27 protein-coding genes and 1 pseudogene are annotated in these 25,059 nt (G+C 64.8%); 19 read left to right on the top strand and 9 right to left on the bottom strand.

Annotation, left to right across the window (positions count from 1 at the left end; all coding sequences use genetic code 11):
* The first annotated feature begins 115 nt into the window (after positions 1–115).
* The 5 genes from AC0L3U_RS06080 (at position 116) to AC0L3U_RS06060 (ending at position 4,742) form a co-directional block, all read left to right on the top strand.
* Positions 116–1,930, top strand: a complete 1,815-nt coding sequence (locus tag AC0L3U_RS06080) for a long-chain-acyl-CoA synthetase (RefSeq protein ID WP_473361055.1) — start codon at positions 116–118, stop codon at positions 1,928–1,930.
* A gap of 141 nt (positions 1,931–2,071) precedes the next feature.
* A complete protein-coding gene (locus tag AC0L3U_RS06075; protein ID WP_007597226.1) occupies positions 2,072–2,317 on the top strand; it encodes an acyl carrier protein in 246 nt (81 codons plus the stop codon).
* On the top strand, positions 2,304–3,686 hold the full coding sequence (locus AC0L3U_RS06070) for a class I adenylate-forming enzyme family protein (protein WP_473361054.1): 1,383 nt from the start codon (positions 2,304–2,306) through the stop codon (positions 3,684–3,686). Before AC0L3U_RS06075 ends, AC0L3U_RS06070 begins: the two co-directional genes overlap by 14 nt.
* On the top strand, positions 3,679–4,401 hold the full coding sequence (locus AC0L3U_RS06065) for an SDR family NAD(P)-dependent oxidoreductase (RefSeq protein ID WP_473361053.1): 723 nt from the start codon (positions 3,679–3,681) through the stop codon (positions 4,399–4,401). The genes AC0L3U_RS06070 and AC0L3U_RS06065 overlap by 8 nt, the downstream gene beginning before the upstream one ends.
* Positions 4,402–4,526: 125 nt before the next feature.
* A complete protein-coding gene (locus AC0L3U_RS06060; RefSeq protein ID WP_473361052.1) occupies positions 4,527–4,742 on the top strand; it encodes a hypothetical protein in 216 nt (71 codons plus the stop codon).
* 4 nt (positions 4,743–4,746) lie between these two features.
* Here AC0L3U_RS06060 and AC0L3U_RS06055 read toward each other — a convergent pair.
* Positions 4,747–5,173: pseudogene (locus AC0L3U_RS06055) on the bottom strand (ribbon-helix-helix domain-containing protein).
* Between the two features lie 175 nt (positions 5,174–5,348).
* On the opposite strand from AC0L3U_RS06055, the gene AC0L3U_RS06050 reads away from it, so the two are divergent.
* A complete protein-coding gene (locus AC0L3U_RS06050; RefSeq protein ID WP_473361051.1) occupies positions 5,349–6,488 on the top strand; it encodes a DUF3095 domain-containing protein in 1,140 nt (379 codons plus the stop codon).
* 4 nt (positions 6,489–6,492) lie between these two features.
* Here AC0L3U_RS06050 and AC0L3U_RS06045 read toward each other — a convergent pair whose 3' ends face one another.
* The 3 genes from AC0L3U_RS06045 to AC0L3U_RS06035 form a co-directional block, all read right to left on the bottom strand.
* Entirely contained in the window at positions 6,493–6,927 is a 435-nt protein-coding gene (locus AC0L3U_RS06045; protein ID WP_247462933.1) for a DUF2147 domain-containing protein, read from the bottom strand.
* 107 nt (positions 6,928–7,034) lie between these two features.
* Positions 7,035–8,420, bottom strand: a complete 1,386-nt coding sequence (locus AC0L3U_RS06040; RefSeq protein ID WP_473361050.1) for an MATE family efflux transporter — start codon at positions 8,418–8,420, stop codon at positions 7,035–7,037.
* 82 nt (positions 8,421–8,502) lie between these two features.
* On the bottom strand, positions 8,503–9,030 hold the full coding sequence (locus tag AC0L3U_RS06035; protein WP_473361049.1) for a GNAT family N-acetyltransferase: 528 nt from the start codon (positions 9,028–9,030) through the stop codon (positions 8,503–8,505).
* Between the two features lie 238 nt (positions 9,031–9,268).
* Here AC0L3U_RS06035 and AC0L3U_RS06030 point away from each other — a divergent pair, with 238 nt between their 5' ends.
* The 11 genes from AC0L3U_RS06030 (at position 9,269) to AC0L3U_RS05980 (ending at position 17,249) form a co-directional block, all read left to right on the top strand.
* Positions 9,269–9,865: a superoxide dismutase gene (locus AC0L3U_RS06030; protein ID WP_473361048.1), complete on the top strand. Its 597-nt coding sequence runs from the start codon at positions 9,269–9,271 to the stop codon at positions 9,863–9,865.
* 185 nt (positions 9,866–10,050) lie between these two features.
* Positions 10,051–10,662: a permease gene (locus AC0L3U_RS06025; RefSeq protein WP_456767598.1), complete on the top strand. Its 612-nt coding sequence runs from the start codon at positions 10,051–10,053 to the stop codon at positions 10,660–10,662.
* Complete coding sequence (locus AC0L3U_RS06020; protein WP_148775145.1) at positions 10,659–11,159, top strand: hypothetical protein; 501 nt, start codon at positions 10,659–10,661, stop codon at positions 11,157–11,159. Before AC0L3U_RS06025 ends, AC0L3U_RS06020 begins: the two co-directional genes overlap by 4 nt.
* Before the next feature lie 43 nt (positions 11,160–11,202).
* Positions 11,203–11,439 (top strand): hypothetical protein, encoded by a 237-nt coding sequence (locus tag AC0L3U_RS06015; RefSeq protein WP_473289947.1) that lies wholly within the window; start codon positions 11,203–11,205, stop codon positions 11,437–11,439.
* A 2-nt stretch (positions 11,440–11,441) separates the two neighbouring features.
* Positions 11,442–12,197, top strand: coding sequence for a metal ABC transporter ATP-binding protein (locus AC0L3U_RS06010; RefSeq protein WP_473361047.1), 756 nt, complete (start codon positions 11,442–11,444; stop codon positions 12,195–12,197).
* A gap of 6 nt (positions 12,198–12,203) precedes the next feature.
* The gene (locus AC0L3U_RS06005) at positions 12,204–13,073 is read left to right on the top strand and encodes a metal ABC transporter permease (RefSeq protein ID WP_456767601.1); all 870 of its coding nucleotides are present in this window, start codon (positions 12,204–12,206) and stop codon (positions 13,071–13,073) included.
* Positions 13,074–13,078: 5 nt separating this feature from the next.
* The gene (locus AC0L3U_RS06000) at positions 13,079–13,942 is read left to right on the top strand and encodes a metal ABC transporter substrate-binding protein (RefSeq protein ID WP_473361046.1); all 864 of its coding nucleotides are present in this window, start codon (positions 13,079–13,081) and stop codon (positions 13,940–13,942) included.
* 54 nt (positions 13,943–13,996) lie between these two features.
* Entirely contained in the window at positions 13,997–15,046 is a 1,050-nt protein-coding gene (locus AC0L3U_RS05995) for a CobW family GTP-binding protein (RefSeq protein ID WP_473361045.1), read from the top strand.
* A complete protein-coding gene (locus AC0L3U_RS05990; RefSeq protein WP_473361110.1) occupies positions 15,046–16,065 on the top strand; it encodes a WD40 repeat domain-containing protein in 1,020 nt (339 codons plus the stop codon). Before AC0L3U_RS05995 ends, AC0L3U_RS05990 begins: the two co-directional genes overlap by 1 nt.
* Before the next feature lie 30 nt (positions 16,066–16,095).
* Positions 16,096–16,812: an MgtC/SapB family protein gene (locus tag AC0L3U_RS05985; protein WP_027565549.1), complete on the top strand. Its 717-nt coding sequence runs from the start codon at positions 16,096–16,098 to the stop codon at positions 16,810–16,812.
* A 101-nt stretch (positions 16,813–16,913) separates the two neighbouring features.
* Positions 16,914–17,249: a hypothetical protein gene (locus AC0L3U_RS05980; RefSeq protein WP_007597175.1), complete on the top strand. Its 336-nt coding sequence runs from the start codon at positions 16,914–16,916 to the stop codon at positions 17,247–17,249.
* 149 nt (positions 17,250–17,398) lie between these two features.
* Here AC0L3U_RS05980 and AC0L3U_RS05975 read toward each other — a convergent pair whose 3' ends face one another.
* From AC0L3U_RS05975 to AC0L3U_RS05955, 5 genes are all read right to left on the bottom strand, one after another.
* Entirely contained in the window at positions 17,399–18,841 is a 1,443-nt protein-coding gene (locus AC0L3U_RS05975) for a homospermidine synthase (protein WP_473361044.1), read from the bottom strand.
* Between the two features lie 48 nt (positions 18,842–18,889).
* Positions 18,890–19,279, bottom strand: coding sequence for a RidA family protein (locus AC0L3U_RS05970; protein ID WP_027565547.1), 390 nt, complete (start codon positions 19,277–19,279; stop codon positions 18,890–18,892).
* A gap of 134 nt (positions 19,280–19,413) precedes the next feature.
* Positions 19,414–20,001 (bottom strand): GNAT family N-acetyltransferase, encoded by a 588-nt coding sequence (locus AC0L3U_RS05965; protein ID WP_473361043.1) that lies wholly within the window; start codon positions 19,999–20,001, stop codon positions 19,414–19,416.
* 129 nt (positions 20,002–20,130) lie between these two features.
* Entirely contained in the window at positions 20,131–21,273 is a 1,143-nt protein-coding gene (locus AC0L3U_RS05960; RefSeq protein ID WP_018453321.1) for a type III PLP-dependent enzyme, read from the bottom strand.
* A gap of 669 nt (positions 21,274–21,942) precedes the next feature.
* Positions 21,943–22,197, bottom strand: a complete 255-nt coding sequence (locus AC0L3U_RS05955; protein ID WP_007597166.1) for a hypothetical protein — start codon at positions 22,195–22,197, stop codon at positions 21,943–21,945.
* Positions 22,198–22,332: 135 nt separating this feature from the next.
* Here AC0L3U_RS05955 and AC0L3U_RS05950 point away from each other — a divergent pair, with 135 nt between their 5' ends.
* Together AC0L3U_RS05950 and AC0L3U_RS05945 are read left to right on the top strand one after the other, a co-directional pair.
* Positions 22,333–24,414, top strand: coding sequence for a M3 family metallopeptidase (locus AC0L3U_RS05950; RefSeq protein ID WP_473361042.1), 2,082 nt, complete (start codon positions 22,333–22,335; stop codon positions 24,412–24,414).
* Complete coding sequence (locus AC0L3U_RS05945; protein WP_473361109.1) at positions 24,414–25,052, top strand: DUF1007 family protein; 639 nt, start codon at positions 24,414–24,416, stop codon at positions 25,050–25,052. The genes AC0L3U_RS05950 and AC0L3U_RS05945 overlap by 1 nt, the downstream gene beginning before the upstream one ends.
* Positions 25,053–25,059: the final 7 nt, after the last annotated feature.

Here is a 25,059-nt window from a genome sequence, read left to right as displayed (position 1 = left end):
TGGTAAAGGATGACTAGAGTTAATCGCGCACTAACCCGGTTTTACCTTGTCTCTTAACACCTGGGCAGGGCGTGCGAGCTAAGCTGCCGGGAACCAGCAGACACGTTCCGAAAGAATGAACGGCATGACAACCGGCGTCATCGAGCAACCGAAAGCCGCGCGCGCACCTTCGGCTTCGAAAATCTGGCTGAAGGCGATCGAGCTCACCGCACGGATCGAGACGTTGCCGGGCCGGCTGTTCGCCGATGTCGTCGACGATTGGGCGCAGCGTCAGCCGGATCGCATCGCGCTGGCCTCCGATGACGCGAGCCTCGACTATGAGGGGCTTTCAAGACGCATCAATCGTTATGCGCGGTGGGCGCGCTCGGCCGGTGTGGCCAAGGGCGATACTGTCGCGCTGATCATGCCGAACGGCATCGACTATGTGGCGGCCTGGCTCGGCATCAGTCGGGTCGGCGGCGTGGTCGCGCTGATCAATACCAAGCTCGTCGGCCGGTCGCTCGCGCATTGCATCGGTGTCGCAAGGCCCGCTCACATCATCGTCGCGCACGAACTGAAGGATGCGCTGGACGACGCGTCGCCGCACCTGAAGACGGAAGCAAAGGTCTGGACCCATGGCGATGCTCGCTGCGAGCGTGCGATCGATGTCGCGCTTGCCGCCCTCGATGACGGGCCGCTTTCGCCGGACGAGCGTGGCGACGTCACCATCGACGACCGGGCCCTGCTGATCTACACGTCCGGGACGACCGGCCTGCCGAAAGCCGCCAGCATCAGCCACCGCCGCATCCTCAACTGGGGCTTTTGGTTCGCGGGCCTCACCGGCGCGACGCCGCAGGATCGTCTCTACGATTGCTTGCCGCTATTCCACTCGGTCGGCGGCATCGTCGCGCCATGCAGCATGCTCGCCGCCGGGGGCTCGGTCGTGATCGCGGAAAAATTCTCAGCCTCGAATTTCTGGCCCGACATCGTGCGCCACGACTGCACGTTGTTTCAGTATATCGGCGAGCTCTGCCGCTATCTGCTCAAGGCGCCGCCGTCGGAATACGAGAACCGGCATCGCCTGCGGCTCGTCTGCGGCAACGGCCTGCGTGGTGACATCTGGGATGATTTTCAGACGCGTTTCGCCATTCCGCGCATCCTCGAATTCTACGCGGCGACGGAAGGCAATTTCTCGCTGTTCAACGTCGAGGGCCAGCCCGGCGCGATCGGCCGCGTTCCGCCGCTGCTCGCGCATCGTTTCCCTGCCGGTCTCGTCAAGCTCGACCCCGATAATGGTGCGCCGCTGCGCAATGCAGAGGGGTTTTGTATCCCCTGCGCGCGCGGCGAGCCCGGCGAAGCCATAGGCCGCATCGGCACGGCGGATGAGGGCGGCGGCCGCTTCGAGGGCTACACCGAGGCGAGCGAGACCGAGAAGAAGATCCTGCGCGATGTTTTTGCCAAGGGCGATTCCTGGTTCCGCACCGGCGATCTGATGCGGCTCGACGAGAAGGGCTTCTTCCACTTCGTCGACCGCATCGGCGACACCTTTCGCTGGAAGGGCGAGAACGTCGCGACCTCCGAGGTCAACGACGCCGTCCGCGATTTCAGCGGCGTGATCGACGCCACCACCTACGGCGTGAGCATCTCCGGCACCGACGGCCGCGCCGGCATGAGCGCGATCGTGGTAAACGAGGGCTTCGTCCTCGAGGCGCTGCCCGCCCATCTCGCACAGCGCCTGCCGGCCTATGCTCACCCCGTCTTCATACGCATCTCGCGCGAGCTCGATGCGACCGAGACGTTCAAGCAGAAAAAAGGCGAACTCGCGCGCGAGGGATTTGATCCGGGCGCGGTCTCCGACCCGCTGTTCATGCTGGACCCGAAGGCCGGCAGCTATGTCGCGCTGGACGCGGAGACATATGCGCAAATCAACAAGGGCACGATCCGGCTCTAGCCGCACGAAAATCCGCCAGATAGGTCCAATTTTATCCGAATTGTCCAAGAAGCCATTTACTTCTGTCGGGTAAACAAACGGGCAAGGGAGGCGGTCATCAAGAACCGCCGTAACACGAACGACAACAGAAGCGAGCCAGCCATGTCGGTACGGTCTAAGGTCATTGAAGCGATCCAGCAGATCGCCAAGGAGCAGCACGTCGCGCTTCCCGCACTCTCGGACGATCTGTCCCTGCACGAGACGGGCTTCGACTCGCTCGCCTTCGCCATCCTGGTGGCGCGCCTCGAGGACGAGACCGGCGTCGACCCCTTCACCATCTCCGAGGACGCAGCGTTCCCCGCCACCGTAGGCGATTTCGTGCGGGCCTACGAAAATGTCCCCGCGTGAGATCTTTGCGCTTCGCGACCATCTCGGCGCGGAGCTGACCGGCCGCACGCTGTCGGATGCGCACCATGTCGTGTCGCTGACCGATATCCTGTCGCAGACGGTCCTGGGTGGCCGTCTGGGCGAGCTGTCCGGGCGCGCGGTGCTGCTGAAATTGTCCGACCAATTCCGATCGGGCCTTGCCATGATCGAGCTCGACGGTATTGCCCGCCGCATGCTGCTGTGCCCGCCCGATCTCAATCCCGCGCATCTCGATGCGCTGATGGCGGATGCCGGGATCGATGCCGTCGTCACCGACGAGCCCGATCGCTGGGCCGAGAACGGCGTGCCGCTCGTCGTCACCGCACAACTGCCGCCTCAGGCTACCACACCGGCCAGGACCGAACGCGCCACGGAATGGCTGATGCTCACTTCGGGCACGTCGGGCGTGCCAAAAATCGTCGGCCATACGCTGGAAGCGCTCACCGGCGCCATCGTCGCCGAAGGCCCAGCGCGTGGACCCGCGCCGGTATGGGCGACGTTCTACGACATCCGCCGCTATGGTGGCCTGCAGATATTCCTCCGCGCCATCCTCTCCGGCGGTTCGATGGTGCTGTCCGATCCGCATGAGGCGCTCGGCGATCACGTCACGCGGCTGAACGCGCGCGGCGTCTCCCACATCTCCGGCACGCCCTCGCACTGGCGCAAGCTGTTGATGAGCGGCTCGGCCGCGCAGTTCGCGCCGCGCTATGTCCGCCTCTCCGGCGAGATCGCCGACCAGGCGGTGCTGGACGGCCTGAAAGCGGCGTTCCCGAATTCCTCCGTCGGCCATGCCTATGCATCGACCGAGGCCGGCGTCGGCTTTGCCGTCAATGACGGGCTGGAAGGCTTTCCGGCGGACTATCTCGGCAACCGCAACGGCGTCGAGATGAAGGTCGTCGACGGCTCGCTACATATCCGTTCGACGCGCACGGCGCACGCCTATATCGGCCGCGACGCGGCTGCGCTCACCGATGCAGACGGGTATGTCGACAGCGGCGATATCGTCGAATTGCGCGGCGACCGCTACTATTTCGTCGGCCGCCGCGGCGGCATCATCAATATCGGCGGGCTGAAGGTTCACCCCGAAGAGATCGAGGCGGTGATCAACCGTCATCCCGACGTGCGGATGTCGCGGGCGAAGTCACGCAAGAGCCCGATCACCGGCGGCATCGTCGTCGGCGACGTGATCCTCGCCGACGGCGCCGATCCGGCGCGCGCGAAAGAGATCCGCGACCAGATCCTGGATCGGTGCCGCGCGCAGCTCGCGTCCCACAAGGTGCCGGCGGTGATCCGCTTCGTCGAGGCGCTCGACGTCACCCCGGCCGGCAAACTGGCGCGCACCGATGCATAATGTCCTCGTCACCGGCGGCAGCCGCGGCATCGGCCTTGCGATCGGCAGGCGGCTTGTCGATGCCGGCTACAACGTGATCGCGGCGGCGCGGCGCGAGAGCGACGAGCTCACGGCGGCGATCGCCGGGTCGGAAGGGCGCCTGCATTTCCGCGCCTGTGACCTCGCCGTGATCGACGCGATTCCCGCTTTCGCAAAACTCGTGCGCGACGAATTCGGCCCGATCTACGGCCTCGTCAACAACGCCGGCCTCGGCACCGAAGGCCTGCTCGCGACCATGCACAATTCCGAGATCGAGGCGCTGGTGCAGCTCAACGTGCTGTCGCCGATCATTCTCACCAAGTATGTCGCGCGCCAGATGATGGCCGACGGCGCCGGCCGCATCATCAACATCTCCTCGATCATCGCGACCACCGGCTATAACGGCCTCTCCGTTTACGGTGCGACCAAGGCCGCCGCCACCGGCTTCACCCGTTCGCTCGCGCGCGAGGTCGGCAAGCTCGGCATCACCGTGAACGCGATCGCGCCCGGTTTCATCGACACCGAGCTGACGCACAATCTCTCCGACGACAGCCGCAAGCGCATCGCCGGCCGCAGCGCGCTGCGCCGCCTGCCGGAGACCGACGACGTCGCTCGCATGGTGGAATATCTGCTGGGCGAGGGCGGTCGCAATGTGACGGGTACCGTGTTCACGGTCGACGCGGGCAACACGGCTTAGGCGGAACTCCATCGCCACAATTGCATTGATCCGGCGCAATGACATCATCCGGATTTGGCCGTAAGATGCCCCGCAATCGATTGGGTTACGTTAATCGATCTGCCCTAATCGATAGGGAGCAGTCCATGACCGCTTCGAGCCAGATCAAGGCGTCGGCAAAGCCATCTTGCGCACAGCAAAGCGACGTTCACAGCCAGGCCGTTCACTGCCAACCGATGTCTCATCAAAATTCCGGTGATCACGGTTACGAAATGTATCCGCAGAAACTCGTGCGTCTGGTCGGCTGCCACGACGTACCCTCATCTGCGCTGCGCAAGCGCGAGGGCGAGAAGCTGCACTAGACGTTCAGGTCCGGTGCTTCGGCAGGTCAATCCGTTCGTGCGAGAACTCCGGCGGGCCGTCGGTCAGGCGGCGGATCCGGCGCTCGCGTTCGTCTTCAGACAGGGCGGGATCGAGCAGTCCCTCGAGTTCATGCACTGCGAGCTCTTCGATCCTGGTGGCATCCGAGGCGAGCGGGTGCCCTGGCGGGAGCGCCGGGGGCGCGACCTTCAGGCCCCAGCTCGACCAGCGTGCGGATAGCATCCGAGCGCGAGAGGTGATGGGTTTCGGCCCAGCTATCGACGGCCGCGGTCAGGCTTTCGGGCATCTTCACCGCACTGATCGGATCACGCCCGGTGCGCTGGCGTACCGGAGCGATGGAGTCCTTCCCGTCGAAGTCGGACACGTCGATGTTCCCGCGCAACCATGTCAGATCATCGAGACTAGACCCCATTTGCGGCCCGCTGTTTGATGCCGATCAATGAGCTTCTGTGGCATTGCAGCGCGCCCTCGTCTTGTTGTCCGGGTCCATTTCGGCCAATGGTTGCAAGAGCGCGCTCCGGCGAACCCGGATCGATTCTGCTACGTATGTCTTTTGGACGTGCGTCCCAACCATTCGGCATCATCCGATGACATCAGCGTTCTATAGCGGCATTCCGGTCTTTCGCGGCTTCACCAGCCTGATGGACCCCGCTTTGTACTCGCCGCTGCCCGACGACTGGAGCGTCGGCGTTGCCGACATCGTGGATTCCACCAAGGCCATCGCGGCGCAGCGCTACAAGGCGGTGAACATGGCCGGTGCCGCCGTGATCGCGGCCGTGACGAACGCATTGGAGGGACGCGAATTTCCGTTCGTGTTCGGCGGTGACGGCGCGAGTTTTGCGGTCGCGCCCCGCGATCTCGAGCCGGCCCGCGAGGCTTTGGCTGCGACCGCGACCTGGGTGCGGGAAGATCTCGATTTGGGGATGCGCGTCGCGCTGGTGCCGGTGAGCGCCATCCGCGCGCAGGGCCTCGACGTGCGCGTCGCGCGCTTCGGTCCGTCGGCCAATTTGTCTTATGCGATGTTTTCTGGCGGCGGGCTCGCCTGGGCCGACGCCGCGATGAAGCGCGGCGAGTTTGCGATCACCGAAGCACCCGCGGGCACGCAGCCCGATCTCTCCGGCCTGTCCTGCCGCTTCGAGGTCATTCCGGCGGCGCGCGGCCTGATCCTGTCCGTGCTGGTGATGCCGACCCAGGGTGCCGATCCCTCGGCATTCCGCAAGGTGATCGAGGACATCATCCATCTCGTCGAGCGCAGTCCGGATGCCGGTCGGCCCGTGCCGCCACAAGGGCCGCCGCTGACATGGCCGCCGCAGGGGCTGGACTATGAGGCGCGCACCAAGCGCGGAGGTCCGTTGCTCGCACGCCGCGCCGGCGTGCTGGCCTATACGCTTTTCGTCTATCTGATCATGCGCTTCGATCTCAAGGTCGGCGGCTTCGTGCCGAAGCTTTATAAGCGGCAGGTCGTGGAGAACTCCGACTTCCGCAAATATGACGACGGCCTGCGCATGATCCTCGACTGTACGCCGGAGCTCGAACGCGCCCTCAGTGATCGCCTCGCGACTGCCGCGCGCGACGGCATCGTGCGTTACGGGCTCCACCAGCAGGACGCCGCGATGATGACCTGCTTCACCCCGTCGGCGTTGCGCAGCGACCACGTCCATTTCATCGACGGTGCGCGGGGCGGCTACGCCTCGGCGGCGACGGCGCTGAAGACGATGATGGCGTGAGGCGCTAGCGCCCCGCCCGGGTCCACGTTTCGCCGCCGCAGAGCGCGCCGACGCAGCCTTCGACCCGCAGCGAATCCGCTGATGTCACCGTAACGCTGCTCGCGTAGGTGCTGCCGTCGTCGGCATTGTAGATCTGGCCCGACCATTTGTTCGGCCCGGAAGGCTGCATGCCGCTGAACAACGGCAAGCCGATCATCGGGCGCCTGGCGAGGGCGGGATTGGGATTTTTGCTGTCGGTGGCGGGCTGGCCCGTCGCGGTGTCGTGGGGTTCACGCAGCCAGACGACGTTGCCGCAGATGCCGCCGCCGCATTTGCTGATCTTGACGCGGGCATCGCCGGCTTGGGTCAGCCAGGTCCCGTCGGCGCTCTGCGCATGGGCGGCAGTCGCGCCAAGGAGCGCAGCCAGAAGGACGATGAGAGCAGCGAATCTGGAAGTCATGGAGAGAGCCCCGAACTGGAGCGCCTCCATAGCAGCCTAGCAGGATAGTGCAACGCTGGATGGAATCACATTCCCGCGTTTATTTGCCTGCGTGCAATGACCTGCGCTCATTTGCCCCAGCGCACCAAGGCGACCGAGGCCGCGGTCGATAGCCCGAACACCGCCATGGCGCCGCCAACCAGCGCGAACAGGGTCCAGGCCGGAGCCTGCGCCATCATGAGGCCGCCGCCTCCGATCGCGACGATCAGAAGCCGCGCGGTGGAGGCGAGCACGGGACCACCGACGCGCGCCGCGCCTTGCGAGGAGAAATACAGCGATACGCCCATGCCGAAGAACACGAAGGTCGGGCCGGCCCAGTGGAAATAGCTGTGCGCGGCGGCGGCGACGCCGGGATCCCTGGTGAAGAGTGAAACCCACAGTGACGGATCGAGCGCGATGACGACGCCGATCAGGCCGACCGTGATTCCCGAGGCCGTGGCCGCGGTCCAGGCCACGCGCCGCGCGCGCTTCACCTGTCCGGCGCCCATCGCCATGCCGACCATCGGCACCGAGGCGATGCCGAAGGCGAAGGTGATCGGGATCAGCAGGAATTCCAGCCGCGAGCCGATGCCATAGCCGGCCAGCATCTCGGTGCCGAAGGTCGCCAGGATCTTGGTGAAGATCAAAATAGTGAGCACGGTCTGGAGCGGCGACAGGCAGGCGACCGCGCCGACCTTGAGGATGTCGAAGAACAACGCGCGATCGAAATGGAACGCGCGGAAATCCAGCGGCAGCCGGCTGCGGCCGGACCAGAGATACCAGAGGAAAAAGATCGCGGCACAGGTGAACGCGATCAACTGACCGGCGGCGACACCGGGCATGCCGAATTGCGGCACACCGAACAGGCCGAGCCCCAGCGTGCCGCCGAGCGCGATCTGGAGCACGCTCGTGCCGATCAGCGCCATCGAGGGCAGACGCATGTCGCCGGTGCCGCGGATCACCGAGGCCAGCGTGTTGACGAGCCAGATCGCGACCGCGCCGGAGAACAGCATTTGCGAATAGCCGCTGGCTTCCTCGAGCACGCGCTCGCGCCCGCCCAGCAGCGTGAAGAACGAGCGGCCGAAGACGAGCATCGTCACCGTGAAGAAGAGCCCGCCGCAGAGGCCGATGATGGCGGCATGCAGCGCCAGCGTCGCCGCTCGGGTCCGGTCGCCTGCGCCGAGCGCGCGGCTGATCGCAGACGAGACGCCGCCGCCCATCGCGCCCGCGCTCATCATCTGCGTCAGCATGGCGAACGGAAACACCAGCGCGATCGCTGCGAGCGGGATGGTGCCGAGCCGGCCGATATAGGAGGTCTCGGCGATCGCAACCAGCGTGCTGCCGACCATCGCGATCATGTTGGGGATCGCGAGCCGCAGCAGTGTGGACAAGATCGGTGCCGTCAGCAAGCTGGCGATCGGGGAGGCAACCGGGGCAGGCGGCGGCACGGCGTCCAGGGAGGCGTCGATCGTCATGTGTCACCGCGCGGAATATTGGATGATGATCGACATATTATATGGCGTGCAGCCCCGGCACCAGCCGCGCCTCACGCAGGGCTCACCAGGGCAGGCCGCAGAGGTCGATGGTGCCCAGCGTCGGCGCGCTGACGATGTTGCAGACGTAGGGCGCCATGTGGGTGAAGCGGATCCGCCCCTCCGGCTGCTCGCAATAGACCTCGCCCTTGAAGGGGAGCCAGCTGCGGGCCTCGTAAAACGCAAAATTGTGCGGCTCGCAGAGCAGCAGCGCGAAGCGGACCGCCTCGTTGGCACGCATGGTATGCAGCGCAGCGTCGATCGCCATGGTCGCATAGCCGCGGCCGCGCCGGTCCTCCCGCGTGCAGACGCCGCCGATGCCGCCGATGTGAACCTTCTGCCCATTCCAGGTGACGGTGCGGAAGTAGATGCCGACGTGGCAGACGAGACCATCCTCGGGCGTCTCGATCAGCACGCGCAGGTCGGCATTGGCCCATTTGACGTGAGCCCAGGGCTGCTTCCCGACGATATCAGGTCCGAAGACCGCCTGATGCAGTGGCTCCGCCATCCGCCAGGAGGCGTCGCCGTTCAAAATGTCGATCTCGATGCTCATCGCTCTCTCTTCCGCATCTCTGCGCCGTCGGTACGTTTCGTTCTGCCATAAGCACCTCAAAGGCAATGATATTTTGCGGCCTGGTTGAAACGCCGACATCCTTGCGACGATTTTATGCAATCCGGCCAAGCCGCTGCACCAGGCCTTTTGGAAAAATTCGCGGTATTTAACGGCCACGGAACCTTCTATAAGGGGTGACCGTTAAGTCTCGTTCCCCCATCAGTCGCGGACAACACCCATGACCTTTACGCTGCCCCCACTCCCCTACGCCTATGACGCCCTCGGACAATTCATGTCGAAGGAAACGCTCGAATTCCACCACGACAAGCATCATCAGGCCTATGTCACCAACGGCAACAACGCGCTCAAGGGCACCGAATGGGAAGGCAAGTCCCTTGAGGAGATCGTCAAGGGCTCGTTCGGCAAGAACCCCGCGGTGTTCAACAATGCCGGCCAGCACTACAACCACATCCATTTCTGGAGCTGGATGAAGCCCAATGGCGGCGGCACCAAGCTGCCGGGCAAGATCGAGAAGAAGATGAACGAGGACCTCGGCGGCTTCGAGAAGTTCAAGACGGACTTCCAGGCGGCCGGCGTCGGCCAGTTCGGCTCCGGCTGGTGCTGGCTCCAGGTCAAGAACGGCAAGCTCGAGATTGCCAAGACCCCGAACGGCGAGAATCCGCTGGTGCACGGCGCCACCCCGATCCTCGGCTGCGACGTCTGGGAGCACTCCTACTACATCGACTATCGCAACCGCCGTCCCGACTATCTGAAGGCGTTTGTCGAGAACCTCGTGAACTGGGAATACGTCGAGTCCCTGTTCGACAAGGCCTGAGTTAAGCCTCATCGGAATAGCGAAAGGCGGTCGCATGCGCGGCCGCCTTTTTGCTGTGCGGAATTCGCACTTCGTCTCGCATGGCCATGCGCGAGGTGCGCATCGCTCCCGTCATCGTACTGTTTGCATCGCATCTGCGGCGCCCTTAATCAGGACGGGCATCACCCTCGAGCCGAACGCGCCCGTTGTCAGAACCTTCCCCGAAAGAACCGGCGCCCGCCGAGGACGCGGACTCCGAGCCGCGGCCGGGTCGCGTGCGCAAGCCGATCGGCTGGTCGACCATCATCATCGCAGCGCTGGTGGCGGTGAGCGCAGGTCTGGTCTGGCGGCGTGACGGCACCGACGGTGTTCTCGACATCCTGACCCACGATCTCTCGCTGTTCGGCGGCATCCTGCCGCGCGTGCTGGCCGGCTGCCTGCTCGGCGCGTTCATCTCCGAGATCCTGCCGCACGAAAAAGTCTCGCGCGCGCTCGGGCCGAAATCGGGCCTGAAAGGCCTTCTGATCGGCACCGCCTTCGGCGCGATCCTGCCCGGCGGTCCCTTCACCGCCTATCCCGTGGCGAGTGCGCTGCTCGCGGTCGGCGCCGATTTCGGTGCCACCATCGCCATGGTCGTGAGCTGGACCTTGATCGGCTATGGCCGGGCCGTGGCCTGGGAGATCCCGATCATGGGCACCGACTTCACGCTGTGGCGCATCGTCATCTCGCTGCCATTGCCGGTGCTCGCAGGCGCGCTCGGCCGCTTCGTCTACGTCCGGCTTTATCCGAAGCCGGCCATCAAGGACGACGAGAATTGAGCGCCGCGCTTCTGATCGACATCCTGTTGTGGGGCTCGGTGTTCGGCGTTGGCCTGATCGCCTTTCGCCGCGGCCCACCGGTGTTCAAGGCCTCGCTGCGCGAAGGCTCGATGGACTTCATCAACATCGTGCCGCGGATCGCGCTGGGGGTGATCGGCTCCGGCTACATCGCCGCCATCATCCCGCAGGAGGTGATCAGCGGCTGGCTCGGCCCGGATAGCGGCTGGCTTGGGGTCGCGACTGCCGTGGTCGCCGGGGCCGCGACCCCCGGCGGCCCGGTGATCGGGTTCTCCATCGGTACGGTGGCGCTGAAATCGGGCGGTGGGGTGCCGCAGGTGGTGGCCTATGTCGTCGCCTGGGCGCTGTTTGCCTTCCAGCGGGTGATTTTGTGGGAGATTCCGTTCATGCCGGCCCGTTTCGTCTGGTTCCGCTGTGCGGTTTCGGTGCCGTTCCCGTTCGTCGCCGCCGCCATCGCCATGGTGATCGGCAAGCCCTGAGCCCGGCGTGGACAGGGGTAATGTTATAATATAACGTTTCGGCATGGTTCCCGCCGCGTCCCCAGCCCATCAACACGACCATGCTCATGGCCATTCCCATGATCACGGGCATTCGCACGGACACGATCACACCCACGCACACGTCCACGATGCGGCCTCTCCGCATCCGGCTCAGGCGGCGCACTGGTCGATCCTGCGCATGACGATGGCCGCCCGCCTCGCGGCCGCGCTCGCGGTCTGCGCCGTGCTTTGGGGCGTGGTCTTTCTGGCGATGAGGTGACCATGGCGGCGCTGCATTTTCACAACGTCACGCTCGGCTATGACCGTCATCCGGCAGTGCACCATCTCAATGGTGAGGTCGCGCCGGGTGCGTTGCTGGCCGTGATCGGCCCGAACGGCGCCGGCAAGTCGACGCTGCTGCGGGGCATCGTCGGCATCCTCAGGCCGCTCGACGGCAGCATCCATCTCGGCGGGCTCGACAGCCGCGATATCGCCTATCTGCCGCAGAGTGCGGAGATCGACCGCAGCTTCCCGATCTCGGTGCTGGACTTCGTTGCCACCGGACTGTGGCGCGGGACCGGCCTGTTCGGCGGCATCGGCAAGGCGGCGCGCGAAAAGATCCTCCGCGCGATCGCTTCCGTCGGCCTCAACGGCTTCGAAAACCGCCCGATCGGCACACTCTCGGGCGGCCAGATGCAGCGCGTGCTGTTCGCCCGCGTACTGCTCCAGGACGCGCGGCTGATCGTGCTGGACGAGCCCTTCAACGCCATCGACAGCAAGACCACGGCCGATCTGCTGTCACTGGTGAAGCACTGGCATGGCGAGGGCCGCACCGTGCTCGCCGCACTGCACGACATGGAGATGGTGCGCACCCATTTCAGCGAGACGCTGGTGCTGGCGCGCGGCCCTGTGGCGTGGGGACCGACGGCGGAGGTGCTGACGCCGGAAAACCTGATGGTCGCGATGCGGATGTGCGAAGCCTTCGACGACAGCGCGGCGGCATGCTCGGCCGATGATGCCCGCTCACGGGCGGCTTGATATCCGATGCTCTATGACGCGCTGATCGGCCCGTTCACCGAATTCGAGTTCATGCGACGTGCGCTCGCGGCCGTCATCGCGCTGTCGCTCGCGGGTGCGCCGATCGGGGTGTTCCTGATGTTGCGGCGGATGAGCCTGGTCGGCGACGCCATGGCGCATGCAATCCTTCCCGGCGCGGCGGTCGGTTTCCTGCTCTCGGGTCTCAACCTGTTCGCGATGACGGCCGGTGGCCTGATCGCAGGTTTTGCCGTCGCGATCCTCGCCGGCCTCGTCGCGCGCTCGACCGGGTTGAAGGAGGACGCCTCGCTGGCGACCTTCTATCTGGCATCGCTGGCGCTGGGCGTGACTATCGTCTCGATCAAGGGCACCAACATCGACCTGCTGCACGTGCTGTTCGGCAATATTCTCGCCATGGACGACCAGACGCTGCTGGTCGTCGCCTTCAACGCCACGGTGACGCTGCTGGTGCTCGCGGTGATCTACCGGCCGCTGGTGATCGAAAGTGTCGACCCCTTGTTCTTGCGCACCGTGAGCCGGGCTGGCGGGCCTGCGCATCTCGCTTTCCTCGCGCTGGTCGTGATCAACCTCGTCAACGGCTTTCAGGCGCTCGGCACGCTGCTCGCGGTCGGCCTGATGATCCTGCCGGCCGGCATCGCGCGGTTCTGGTCGCGCGATCTCACCGTCATGATCTGCATCGCGGTCGTCGCTGCCGCCGTCTCCGGCTATGCAGGTCTCGTGCTGTCGTTCCAGACCCGTGTGCCCTCGGGCCCTGCGATCATTCTGGTGGCGAGCGCGCTCTACACCGTCTCGGTCATGTTCGGCCGGGTCGGCGGCGTCGTCAGGCAGCTGTTTCCCGGCCGGCATCTGGAAGCGTGACAGCGATGCGGCGCATCCTGCTTTGTGTGCTTTTGCTGATTGCCTCGCCGCTGCACGCCGCGGAGCAGCTGAAGGTCGTCGCGAGCTTCTCGATTCTGGCCGATTTCGTCCGCAATGTCGGCGGCGACCGGGTCAATCTGACAACGCTGGTCGGGGCCGACAGCGACGTCCACGTCTACACGCCCGCGCCAAGCGATGCGAAGCGGATCGCGGACGCAAAGCTCGTCATCGTCAACGGGCTTGGTCTCGAGGGTTGGCTGCCGCGCCTCGTGCAGTCCTCGGGCAGCAAGGCGCAGGTGATCACCGCGAGCGCCGGCATCGCACCGCTCAAGCTCGGCTCGGCCGCTGACCCGCATGGCTGGCAGTCCGTCCCCAACGCGAAGGTCTACGTCACCGACATCGCCAATGCGCTGGCCGCAGTCGACCCAGATGATGCGGAGTTCTTCCGCGCCCAGGCCAAGGCCTATCTGGAAAAGCTCGAAACGCTCGACCGCGAGGTCCGCGAAGCCGTGGCCAAGATCCCGCCGGAGCGGCGCAAGGTGATCTCGACCCATGACGCCTTTGGCTATTTCGCCGCCGAATACGGCGTCCACTTCATCGCGCCCTTGGGCGTCTCCACGGAAACCGAGCCCAGCGCGCGGGACATCGCTGCCATCATCGGCCAGATCAAGGCCCAAAAAATCCCAGCCGTGTTCCTGGAAAATATCAGCGACGACCGGCTGATCCGGCGGATCGCGGCGGAGACCGGCTCAAAAGTCGGCGGGACCCTGATTTCGGACGGTTTGACCGGCGAAAAGGGGCCTGCACCCACTTACATTGATATGGTCAGGCACAATATAAAGGCCCTGACCAGCGCGCTTGACCACTAGGGCAGGGGCCACCCCGCCTCGCGTCGCGCGAAAAGCCCGAAGTCCGGAGTTGTTATGTCTGAAGCGACCGCCCCAAAAATTCCCGTGACCGTCCTGACCGGCTATCTCGGTGCCGGCAAGACCACGCTGTTGAACCGCATCCTGTCGGAAAACCACGGCAAGAAATACGCCGTCATCGTCAACGAATTCGGCGAGATCGGCATCGACAACGACCTCATCATCGGCGCCGATGAGGAAGTGTTCGAGATGAACAACGGCTGCATCTGCTGCACCGTGCGCGGCGATCTCGTGCGCATCATGGAAGGCCTGATGAAGCGCAAGGGCAAGTTCGACGCCATCATCGTCGAGACCACCGGTCTTGCCGATCCGGCACCGGTGGCCCAGACCTTCTTCGTCGACGAGGACGTGCAGAAGAACGCGCGCCTTGACGCGGTCGTGACGGTTGCGGACGCAAAATGGCTGTCCGATCGTCTCAAGGATGCGCCCGAGGCCAAGAACCAGATCGCCTTTGCCGACGTCATCGTGCTGAACAAGACCGATCTCGTCACCAAGGGCGAGCTTGCCGAGGTCGAGGCCCGCATCCGCGCCATCAATCCCTATGCGAAGCTGCACCGCACCGAGCGCTGCTCGGTGGCTTTGGCGGACGTGCTCGACCGCGGCGCCTTCGATCTCGACCGCATCCTCGACATCGAGCCGGACTTCCTGAATGCCGATGATCATGATCACGACCATGATCATCATCACCACGGTCACGACCATCATCACGATCATGATCACGGCCATGGCCTGAAGCACTATCATGACGAGGACATGCAATCGCTCTCGCTCAAGACCGACAAGCCGCTCGATCCGAACGTGTTCATGCCCTGGCTCCAGAACCTGGTGCAGGTCGAGGGCGGCAAGATCCTGCGCTCCAAAGGCATCCTCGCCTTCCACGACGACGACGACCGCTACGTCTTTCAGGGCGTGCACATGATGCTCGAGGGCAATCACCAGCGGAAGTGGAAGGAGGGCGAGCCGCGCGAGAGCCGCCTCGTCTTCATCGGCCGCGAATTGCCGCAAGACCTCATTCGCCAAGGTTTTGAGAGCTGCATCGTCTCGTGATGAAAGAGTTTACGCCGCCCGCCGATTCCGCCTCGATCGTCTCCGTCACCGAGCGCGTCAAACCGCTTGCGCTCGGCATGGTCGTGACCTCCGTGCATTTCCTTGGGCCCCGCGCCGCCTTCGTCGGCGGCGAGGAGAACGTTGCGTTCGTGGATGGTCAGGGCGAGATCAGCAAGGTCGCCGTGCACAGCGGCGGCATTCTCTCGGCCGCCTCCGATGGCAAGCGCCTCGTGATGGGCGGCGACGATGGAAAAGTCGTGTCGCTCGACGCCAAGGGCGAAGTGACGCTGCTTGCGACTGACCCGAAGCGTCGCTGGATCGATGCGGTGGCGCTGCATCCGGACGGTGCCTATGCATGGTCGGCCGGCAAGACCGCCTTCTTCAAGAGCGGCAAGAGCGAGGAGAAGTCGCTCGAGGTGCCCTCGACCGTCGGCGGCCTTGCGTTTGCGCCGAAGGGCCAGCGTCTCGCGATTGCCCATTACAACGGCGCGACGCTGTGGTTTCCCAACATGGCGGGATCGGCCGAATTCCTGCCCTGGGCCGGCTCGCATCTCGGCGTCACCTTCAGCCCGGACAACAAATTCCTGGTCACCACGATGCACGAATCGGCGCTGCACGGCTGGCGGCTTGCCGACAACAGGCACATGCGCATGACCGGCTATCCCGGCCGCGTTCGCTCGATGTCGTGGAGCGCGGGCGGCAAGGGGCTCGCGACTTCCGGCGCCGACACCGTCATCATATGGCCGTTCGCCAGCAAGGACGGGCCGATGGGCAAGGAGCCCGCGATGCTCGCGCCGCTCCAGGCGCGCGTGTCGGTCGTTGCCTGCCACCCCAGGAACGATATCTTCGCCGCCGGCTATAGCGACGGCACCGTGCTGATGGTGCGCCTGGAAGACGGCGCCGAGATCCTCGTCCGCCGCAATGGCACCCCGCCGGTGGCCGCGCTCGCCTGGAACGCCAAGGGGACGCTGCTGGCGTTCGCCGACGAAAATGGCGACGGCGGCCTGCTCGAGCTTTAATCTGTCATCGTTCCGACCGTATAGGGGGCCATGCGGTTTCTGACGACCTTCCAGATCGCTGATTTCGCGGACACGCTGGTCAGCCTGTTCACGGCCTTCGTGCTGGGCACGCTGATCGGCGCCGAGCGGCAATACCGGCAGCGCACCGCGGGCCTGCGCACCAACGTGCTGGTCGCGGTCGGCGCCGCCGCCTTCGTCGATCTCGCCATGCACCTGACCGGCGCCGACGGCGCGGTGCGGGTGATCTCCTACGTCGTCTCGGGCATCGGCTTCCTCGGCGCCGGCGTCATCATGAAGCAGGGCATGGACGTGCGCGGGCTCAATACCGCGGCGACGCTGTGGGCTTCGGCCGCGGTCGGCTCCTGCGCCGGCGCCGACATGGTCGCGCAGGCCGCGGCGCTCACCGTCTTCGTCATTGCCGGCAACACCATGCTGCGGCCACTGGTCAACGCCATCAACCGCATCCCTCTCAACGAGAAGACCTCCGAGGCGACCTATTACTTCAAGCTCGCGGTCGCATCGGACGCCTTGCCCGACATGCGTGACCGGCTGGTCGAGAAGCTCGAGAGCGCAAAATATCTGGTGGCCGATATCGAAATGGTCGAAACCGGGGATGATCTGATCGAGATCGTGGCAAAGCTGGTCGCGAGCGCCGTCGATCCAAACGAGCTGAATGCAGTGGCGACCGATCTCCAGCACCTGCCCGGCGTCCGCCACGCCACCTGGGAAGTCAGCACCACGGACTGAGCGCGGCAATTGGGCGCGCAGCCGCCGAGTTCCCGCCATCGCGGGCAGGGAACCGCGGACCGGCGATTTCGTTGATCCCACGGACAAAGGCGGTGATCGACATGCCCGGCCAATATGACAAGCGCAGACTGAAACTCGACCTGATGGTTGCCTGCTCGCTGTTCGCGGCAGGCGTCGTGGTGTCAGGCATGTCGCTGGCGCAAATCCGCGCCGAGACCCGGATGCAGACGGCCCAGGCAACGCAACCGCTTCAGGGCACGCCGTCCGACGATCAGAACAAGCCCGCGGAAGCCAAGCCCGGCGGCGACCGGCCGACCACGCCGGCCCCGGAGCCCGCGCGGCCCGACCCGCAGACGCAAGGCGCTGCCGGCGCGGCTAAACCAGCATTGCCGCCGGCGCCAGCCGAGAAGATCGCGCCGCCGATCGAGAGGAAGTAGGTCAGGTCACGGCCGCGCGCTCGCTGTCATCGTCCGCGAAGGCGGACGATCCAGTATTCCAGAGGCGGTGCGTGGATACGGAGAGGCCACGGCGTACTGGATGCCCCGCCTTCGCGGGGCATGACAGTAGTGGCCGTGGCGCGCCGGCCTCACCGCACCAGGACATTCCGGAACTGCCAGGGATCGCTCGTGTCGATATCTTCCGGAAACAGTCCCGGACGATCCGTGAGCGGCGTCCAGTCGGTGTAGAAACCCTTCACCGGGCCGAGATACGGCAACTGGATTTCCAGCAGACGGTCGAAATCCATCTCGTCGGCTTCGACGATGCCTTCCTTCGGATTTTCCAGCGCCCACACCATGCCGCCGAGCACGGCGGAGGTCACTTGCAGGCCGGTGGCGTTCTGATAGGGCGCGAGCTTGCGGGTCTCTTCGATGGAGAGCTGCGAGCCGTACCAATAGGCATTGTTGTCGTGGCCGAACAGCAGCACGCCGAGTTCGTCGATACCGTCGACGATCTCGTTCTCGTCGAGGATGTGATGCTTTTCCTGCATCTTCGCGGCGCGGCCGAACATTTCATGCAGCGACAGCACGGCATCGTCAGCCGGATGATAGGCATAGTGGCAGGTCGGCCGATAGACCGCCGTGCCCGATGCGTCGCGCACGGTGAAATAGTCCGCGATCGAGATCGATTCGTTGTGGGTGACAAGGAAGCCATACTGCGCGCCGCGGGTCGGGCACCAGGTGCGCACGCGGGTATTGGCGCCGGGCTGCATCAGATAGATGGCGGCGCCGCACCCGGATTCGTGGGTGCGCGCATTCTCGGGCATCCATTTTTCGTGGGTGCCCCAGCCGAGTTCTGATGGCTGCACGCCTTCCGACAGGAAACCTTCCACCGACCAGGTGTTGACGAAGACATCGGGCTCTTTCGGCTTCTTGGAGCGCTGGGTGTCGCGTTCCGCGATGTGGATGCCCTTGATGCCGGCCTGCCGCATCAAGTCCGCCCATTCGGCTTTGGTCTTCGGCTTGGGGGCATTGAGCTTCAGATCGGCGGCGACGTTGAGCAGCGCCTGCTTCACGAAAAACGAGACCATGCCGGGATTGGCGCCACAGCAGGAGACGGCCGTCGTCGAGCCTGCAGGGCGCGCCTTCTTGGCGGCCAGCGTCGCTTCGCGAAGAGCGTAGTTGGAGCGCGCTTCCGGGCCCTTCGACGAGTCGAAATAGAAGCCGAGCCAGGGCTCGTTGACGGTGTCGATATAGAGAGCGCCGAGCTCGTTGCAGAGCTCCATGATGTCGGTGGAGCCGGTGTCGACCGAGAGATTGACGCAAAAGCCCTGGCCGCCGCCCTCAGTGAGCAGCGGGGTCAGCAACTCCCGATAATTGTCCTTGGTCACGCCCTTCTGGATGAAGCGCACATTGTGCTTCTCGCAATGGGCCTTGCGACCCTCGTCCTTCGGATCAATCACGGTGATGCGCGACTTGTCGTAATCGAGATGCCGCTCGATCAGCGGCAGCGTGCCTTTGCCGATGGAGCCGAAGCCGACCATGACGATGGGACCAGTGATCTTCGCGTAGATCTGCGAGGCGGGGCTCATGGGATGGTTTCTCCGGAACGTGCTGGCGAACAAATGGTGAGGGATGGCTCAGGCGCTGCGGCGCTTGGCAGTGGCTTCGATTTCGACCTTCATCTCGGGCTTGTAGAGCGCCGAGACGACCAGAAGCGTGGCGGCCGGGCGGATCTCGCCGAGGACTTCGCCGCAGACCGCGAAATGCGCGTCCGCATCCTTGATGTCGGTGAGGTAGTAGGTCACGCGGACGATGTCGGCCATCTCGAAGCCGCCCTCCTTCAGGGCAGCTTCGATGGTCTTGAAGCAGTTGCGTGACTGGTTCGTGACATCGGCCGGCATCGTCATCGTGGTGTAGTCGTAACCGGTGGTCCCCGCGACGAAGGCGAACTCGCCGTCGATCACGGCGCGGCTGTAGCCGGCGGTCTTCTCGAACGGGGAGCCGGTGGAAATCAGGCGGCGGGACATGGTCGTGGGCCTCGACTGAAGAGGGCGTTTGGCGGGTTAAAGGGCGTTTCTCAGGCCCGCGCAACCCTAAAGCAAAGGGCACGCGCGAGCATCTGCGCTCGGCGCGGCTTTGGTATCGCCATCATGGCAATCCCTTACGCCGCGCGCGCCTCGAGGCCGCGAACTACCCTCCGTTTGGGTAGGGCCGCGCCAGTCGGGACGATCATCCCCTCGGCGCCATCCAGCGCACCGGCATGGAATTCGATCGCCAGCAGGCGGTCGCGCTCGAACGGACCGGGCAGCGACAGCTCGCCGGTGTTGGCCGCGGAGAAGCCGAAGCGGGCGTAATAAGGGGCATCGCCGAGCAGGATCACGGCGGCATGCCCGCGCGCCCGGGCGGCAGCCAGCGCTTGTTGCATCAGCGCGGCGCCGATCCCGAGCTCGCGGCAGGCAGGGTCCACCGCCAGCGGTCCGAGGACCAGAGCGGGCCTGCCTCCGGCGCTGACGTGCCACAGCCGCACGGTTCCCACGAGCTTCCCCTCGCGCATCGCGGCCAGCGCAAGGCCAGCAGCGGGTGCGCGTCCGTCGCGCAGGCGCTGACAGGTGCGGCCATGGCGGTTATCGCCAAAGGACGCATCGAGCAGCGCTTCACGCATCGCAACGTCGGCCGCACGCTCCGCACGGATCGCGAACGGAGCGGCTTTCGAGGTGGGGTCAATCTGTGTCTTCCGAAGAGCAGTCATGGCGCGTCAGTCCCCGCTTGAAACCGACGTGCGCAAAGCACGCCGGTCCAAGGCGTCGTCAGATCGAAATGTCAGGGAGGAGCCGGCAAGCCGGCTCCCGGGTTCGTCAGGCCTCGGAAAGAGAGGCGATCAGATGTGATAGGTCTTCAGCGGCGGGATGCCGTTGAACGCCACCGCCGAGTAGGTCGACGTATAGGCCCCTGTGCCTTCGATCAGCAGCTTGTCGCCGATCTCGAGCGTCACCGGAAGCGGATACGGGTTCTTCTCGTACAGCACGTCGGCGCTGTCGCAGGTTGGCCCAGCGAGCACGCACGGCGTCATGTCCGCGCCGTCATGCGGGGTGCGGATGGCGTAGCGGATCGACTCGTCCATGGTCTCGGCGAGACCACCGAACTTGCCGATGTCCAGATAGACCCAGCGCACCTCGTCCTCGTCGCTCTTCTTCGAGATGAGCACGACCTCGGATTCGATGATGCCGGCGTTGCCCACCATGCCGCGGCCCGGCTCGATGATGGTCTCCGGAATCTGGTTGCCGAAGTGCTTGCGCAGCGCGCGGAAGATCGAGCGCCCGTAGGTCACCACCGGCGGCACGTCCTTCAGGTACTTGGTCGGGAAACCGCCGCCCATGTTGACCATGGTCAGGTTGATGCCGCGCTCGGCGCAGTCGCGGAACACCTGCGAGGCCATCGCCAGCGCACGGTCCCACGCCTTCACCTTGCGCTGCTGCGAGCCGACATGGAAGGAGATGCCGCACGGCTCCAGGCCCAGACGCTTGGCAACGTCGAGCACGTCGACGGCCATCTCCGGATCGCAGCCGAACTTGCGCGACAGCGGCCATTCGGCGCCGGCGCAGTCATAGAGGATGCGGCAGAACACCTTTGCGCCGGGCGCGGCACGGGCGACCTTCTCGACCTCCGCGGCGCAATCGACTGCGAACAGCCGAATGCCGAGCGCGAAGGCGCGCGCGATGTCGCGCTCCTTCTTGATCGTGTTGCCGAAGGAGATGCGGTCGGGCGTCGCACCGGCGGCCAGGGCCATCTCGATCTCGGCGACCGTCGCGGTGTCGAAGCAGGAGCCCATGGAGGCGAGCAAAGCCAGCACTTCCGGCGCCGGGTTCGCCTTGACGGCATAGAACACGCGGCTGTCGGGCAGCGCCTTGGCAAAGGTCTGGTAATTGTCGCGCACGACTTCGAGGTCGACGACGAGGCACGGTTCGGTGTCGAGGCCCTCGCTGCGGCGGTTGCGCAGGAATTCCTGGATACGGTCGGTCATAGCACTCTCCCAAACGGCCCAGCGACGGGGATCCGTTCAAAAAATGACGTCGGATAAGAGCGCTCCGGCCAGATCGCGCGATGGAGGCGCGACGAGCCAAAGACTCACATCAGACTGTGCTGCCGTGGATTGGTTGGGAATGTTCCCGCCCGCACACCTGGCAATGAAGGACAAGCCTTTTCAGTAGCCCGCGCCGGCGTTGGACTGCCGGTAGAGACCAAAAAAGCCCGATCCGTCGTTGCTTTAAGTCGCGTCCCCCGTTGAGAGCGGGGTGCGCCGGTTCGCCTCCGGCTGCCAGTCACGGTTGCAAAGAGCAAAGTCACCTTCGACAAGGCATCTCTTTGAGAGAGATGCTGGACCCTCCGGGTTTGCTTTCGTCTTCCGGCTATCAGCCTTCCGACTTCCACACTTCCGAAGAGCCCCTCGGCTTCTTCACCCCTTGGCGGCTGTCCGGCCTCTTGTCCGGATACCTACCGACTGACACACGACCACAGGCACGTGCGAAATTGGGCAATCCGCACATAAGTGTTTTGACTCTGCTTCGCAAGAGATTTTTTAGACTGCGAACAGAATTGCCTAACATCTGCTTGCGCAGTGTTGCGCGAGCGACGCGGAAGATGAACGCGCGTTAAGTTTTCTGCGCGCGTGTCTCTCGCACGCCTACGCGCTTCAGCCGCGCTTCGTGAACGGCTCGACGCGCTGAGCGGCGCGGATGAAGGCAGTCATCACGAGCACGCCGAGCGCAAATAGCGCGGCCTGAAGGATGTGCGTGCCCTGCTCGCCCAGCCCGAACAGGATCGCGAGCGCCCAGCCGCCGGCAAACGCCGCGCCGAACACCTCGGCGCCGATCAGGATGGCGGCGCTGATGACGGTGATGACGCTTGGCCAGACGATCCGACGGGAAGACGAGGAGGTCGCGTTCATGAGCTCAGGGGTCCTAGGCTTGGAGGGCCGCAATCTCCCCGAAAAGGCAGCCGGGAGCAAGGGCAAATGGCCCAAAAAAGCCCCATCGCGTGCTATAGCTGGCCGCAACAATCGAGCCACAAATCGGGACTTGTAATGTCAGAACCCCGCCAAACTACGGACTCCGAGACCAACCCGCTGCTGAAGGCGTGGGTGACGCCGTTTGCGACCCCGCCCTTCGACGAGATCAAGCCGGAGCACTTCCTCCCGGCCTTCGAGCAGGCCTTCGCCGACCACTCCGCCGAGATCGCAGCGATTACCAACGACCCGACCGCGGCCGACTTCGCCAACACCATCACGGCGCTGGAGCGCTCGGGCAAGCTGCTCAGCAAGGTCGCGTCGGTCTTCTACGATCTGGTCTCGGCGCATTCCAACCCGGCCATCCTGGAGATCGACAAGGAGGTTTCCTTGCGAATGGCGCGGCACTGGAATCCGATCATGATGAACGCCGTGCTGTTTGGTCGCATCGCCCAGCTGCACGAGAACCGCGCCAATCTCGGTCTGACACCGGAACAGCTCCGCCTGCTCGAGCGCACCTACACCCGTTTCCACCGCTCCGGCGCCGGCCTCTCCGAAGAGGCCAAGACGCGGATGGCGGAGATCAACGAGAGACTCGCCCAGCTCGGGACCAGCTTCAGTCATCATCTGCTCGGCGACGAGCAGGAATGGTTCATGGAGCTCGGCGAAGCCGACCGCCAGGGCCTGCCGGAGAGTTTTGTCGCCAGCGCCAAGGCTGCGGCAGAAGAACGCGGCATGGCCGGCAAGGCCATCGTCACCCTGTCGCGCTCCTCGGTCGAACAGTTCCTGAAGAGCTCGGCCCGGCGTGACCTGCGCGAGAAGGTCTACAAGGCCTTCACCGCGCGGGGCGACAACGGCAATGCCAACGACAACAACGCGACCATCGTCGAGGTCCTGAAGCTGCGTGAGGAGAGCGCCAATCTCCTGGGCTACCCGACCTTCGCGGCCTACCGGCTCGAGGATTCCATGGCCAAGACGCCCGAAGCGGTGCGCGGCCTTCTGGAGCGGGTCTGGAAGCCGGCGCGGGCGCGGGCGCTCGCCGACCGCGACGATATGCAGGCGCTGATCACGGAGGAGGGCGGCAATTTCAAGCTCGCCCCCTGGGACTGGCGCTTCTATGCCGAAAAGCTGCGTCTTCAGCGCGCCAATTTCGACGACGCCGCGATCAAGCCGTATCTCGCGCTCGATCACATGATCGCCGCCGCCTTCGACTGCGCCACGCGCCTGTTCGGCGTCACCTTCGAGGAGCGCAAGAACGTGCCGGTCTGGCATCCAGACGTCCGGGTTTGGGAGATGAAGGGGCGGGACGGCAAGCACAAGGCGCTGTTCTATGGCGACTACTTCGCCCGGCCGTCGAAGCGCTCCGGCGCCTGGATGACCTCGCTGCGGGACCAGCAGAAGCTCGACGGCGAGGTCGCGCCGCTGATCCTCAACATCTGCAACTTCTCCAAGGGCGCGGATGGGGAACCCTCGCTGCTGTCGCCCGACGATGCCCGCACCCTGTTCCACGAGTTCGGCCACGGCCTGCACGGGATGCTCTCCAACGTGACCTATCCGTCGCTGTCGGGCACTTCCGTGTTCACCGACTTCGTCGAATTGCCCTCGCAGCTCTACGAGCACTGGCAGGAGCGGCCGGAGGTGCTGCAGCAGTTCGCACGCCACTACCAGACCGGCGAGCCGCTGCCGGACGATCTGCTGCAACGGTTCCTGGCCGCACGAAAATTCAACCAGGGTTTTGCCACCGTCGAGTTCGTCTCCTCGGCGCTGATCGATCTCGAATTCCACACCCAGCCGGCCTCCGCCGCGCAGGATGTCCGCGCCTTCGAGAGACGCGAGCTGGAAAAGATCGGCATGCCCGAGGAGATCTCGCTGCGTCATCGTCCGACGCAATTCGGTCACATCTTCAACGGCGATCATTATGCGGCCGGCTATTACAGCTACATGTGGTCGGAGGTGATGGACGCCGACGCCTTCGGCGCGTTCGAGGAAGCCGGCGACATCTTCGATCCCGCCGTTGCCAAGCGCCTGCACGACGACATCTACTCGAGCGGCGGATCGGTTGATCCGGAAGCCGCCTACGAGGCCTTCCGCGGCCGGCCGCCGGAGCCCGACGCGCTGCTGCGCCGCCGCGGCCTGCTCGACGCTCCGAAGGCGGCCTGATCGGCATGCGCGCCCTGTTCGGGCTGCTGCTCGCTGTCGCCCTGTCGCTCGCAGTAGACGCGGCGCGGGCGCATCCGCATGTCTGGATCACCGCGACCAGCGAGCTGCTCTATAGTGGGGACGGCACCATCACCGGCGTCCGCCACGCCTGGACCTTTGACGACATGTTCTCGGCCTATGCGGTGCAGGGGCTCGAGAGCAAGGTCAAGGGCGCCTACACCCGCGAGGAGCTGGGTCCACTGGCGCAGACCAATGTCGAGTCGCTGAAGGAATACGCCTACTTCACCTTCGCGCGAGCCGACGGCAAGAAGGAGCGATTCCAGGAGCCGGTCGACTACTTTCTCGACTACAAGGATACGGTCCTGACCCTGCACTTCACGCTGCCCCTGAAGAACCCGGTCAAGCCCAAGCAATTGGTGCTCGAAGTGTTCGACCGCTCCTTTTTCATCGACTTCCAGATGGCCAAGGACAATCCGGTCAGGCTGGTCGGCGCGCCCGTCGGCTGCCAGATGAAACTTGAGCGGCCGAGCGACGGCACCGCGACCGCGCAGAAGCTCAACGAGCAGACGTTCATGAACGGCGAGAATTCCAATTTCGGCATGATGTTCGCCAACAAGATCACGGTGGATTGCCCTTGAAGCCGCA

This window comes from Bradyrhizobium sp. Kon69 (genome assembly GCF_055807515.1).
The sequence above is the reverse complement of the archived record's forward strand: the minus strand, read 5'-3'. Positions and strand labels throughout refer to the sequence as shown.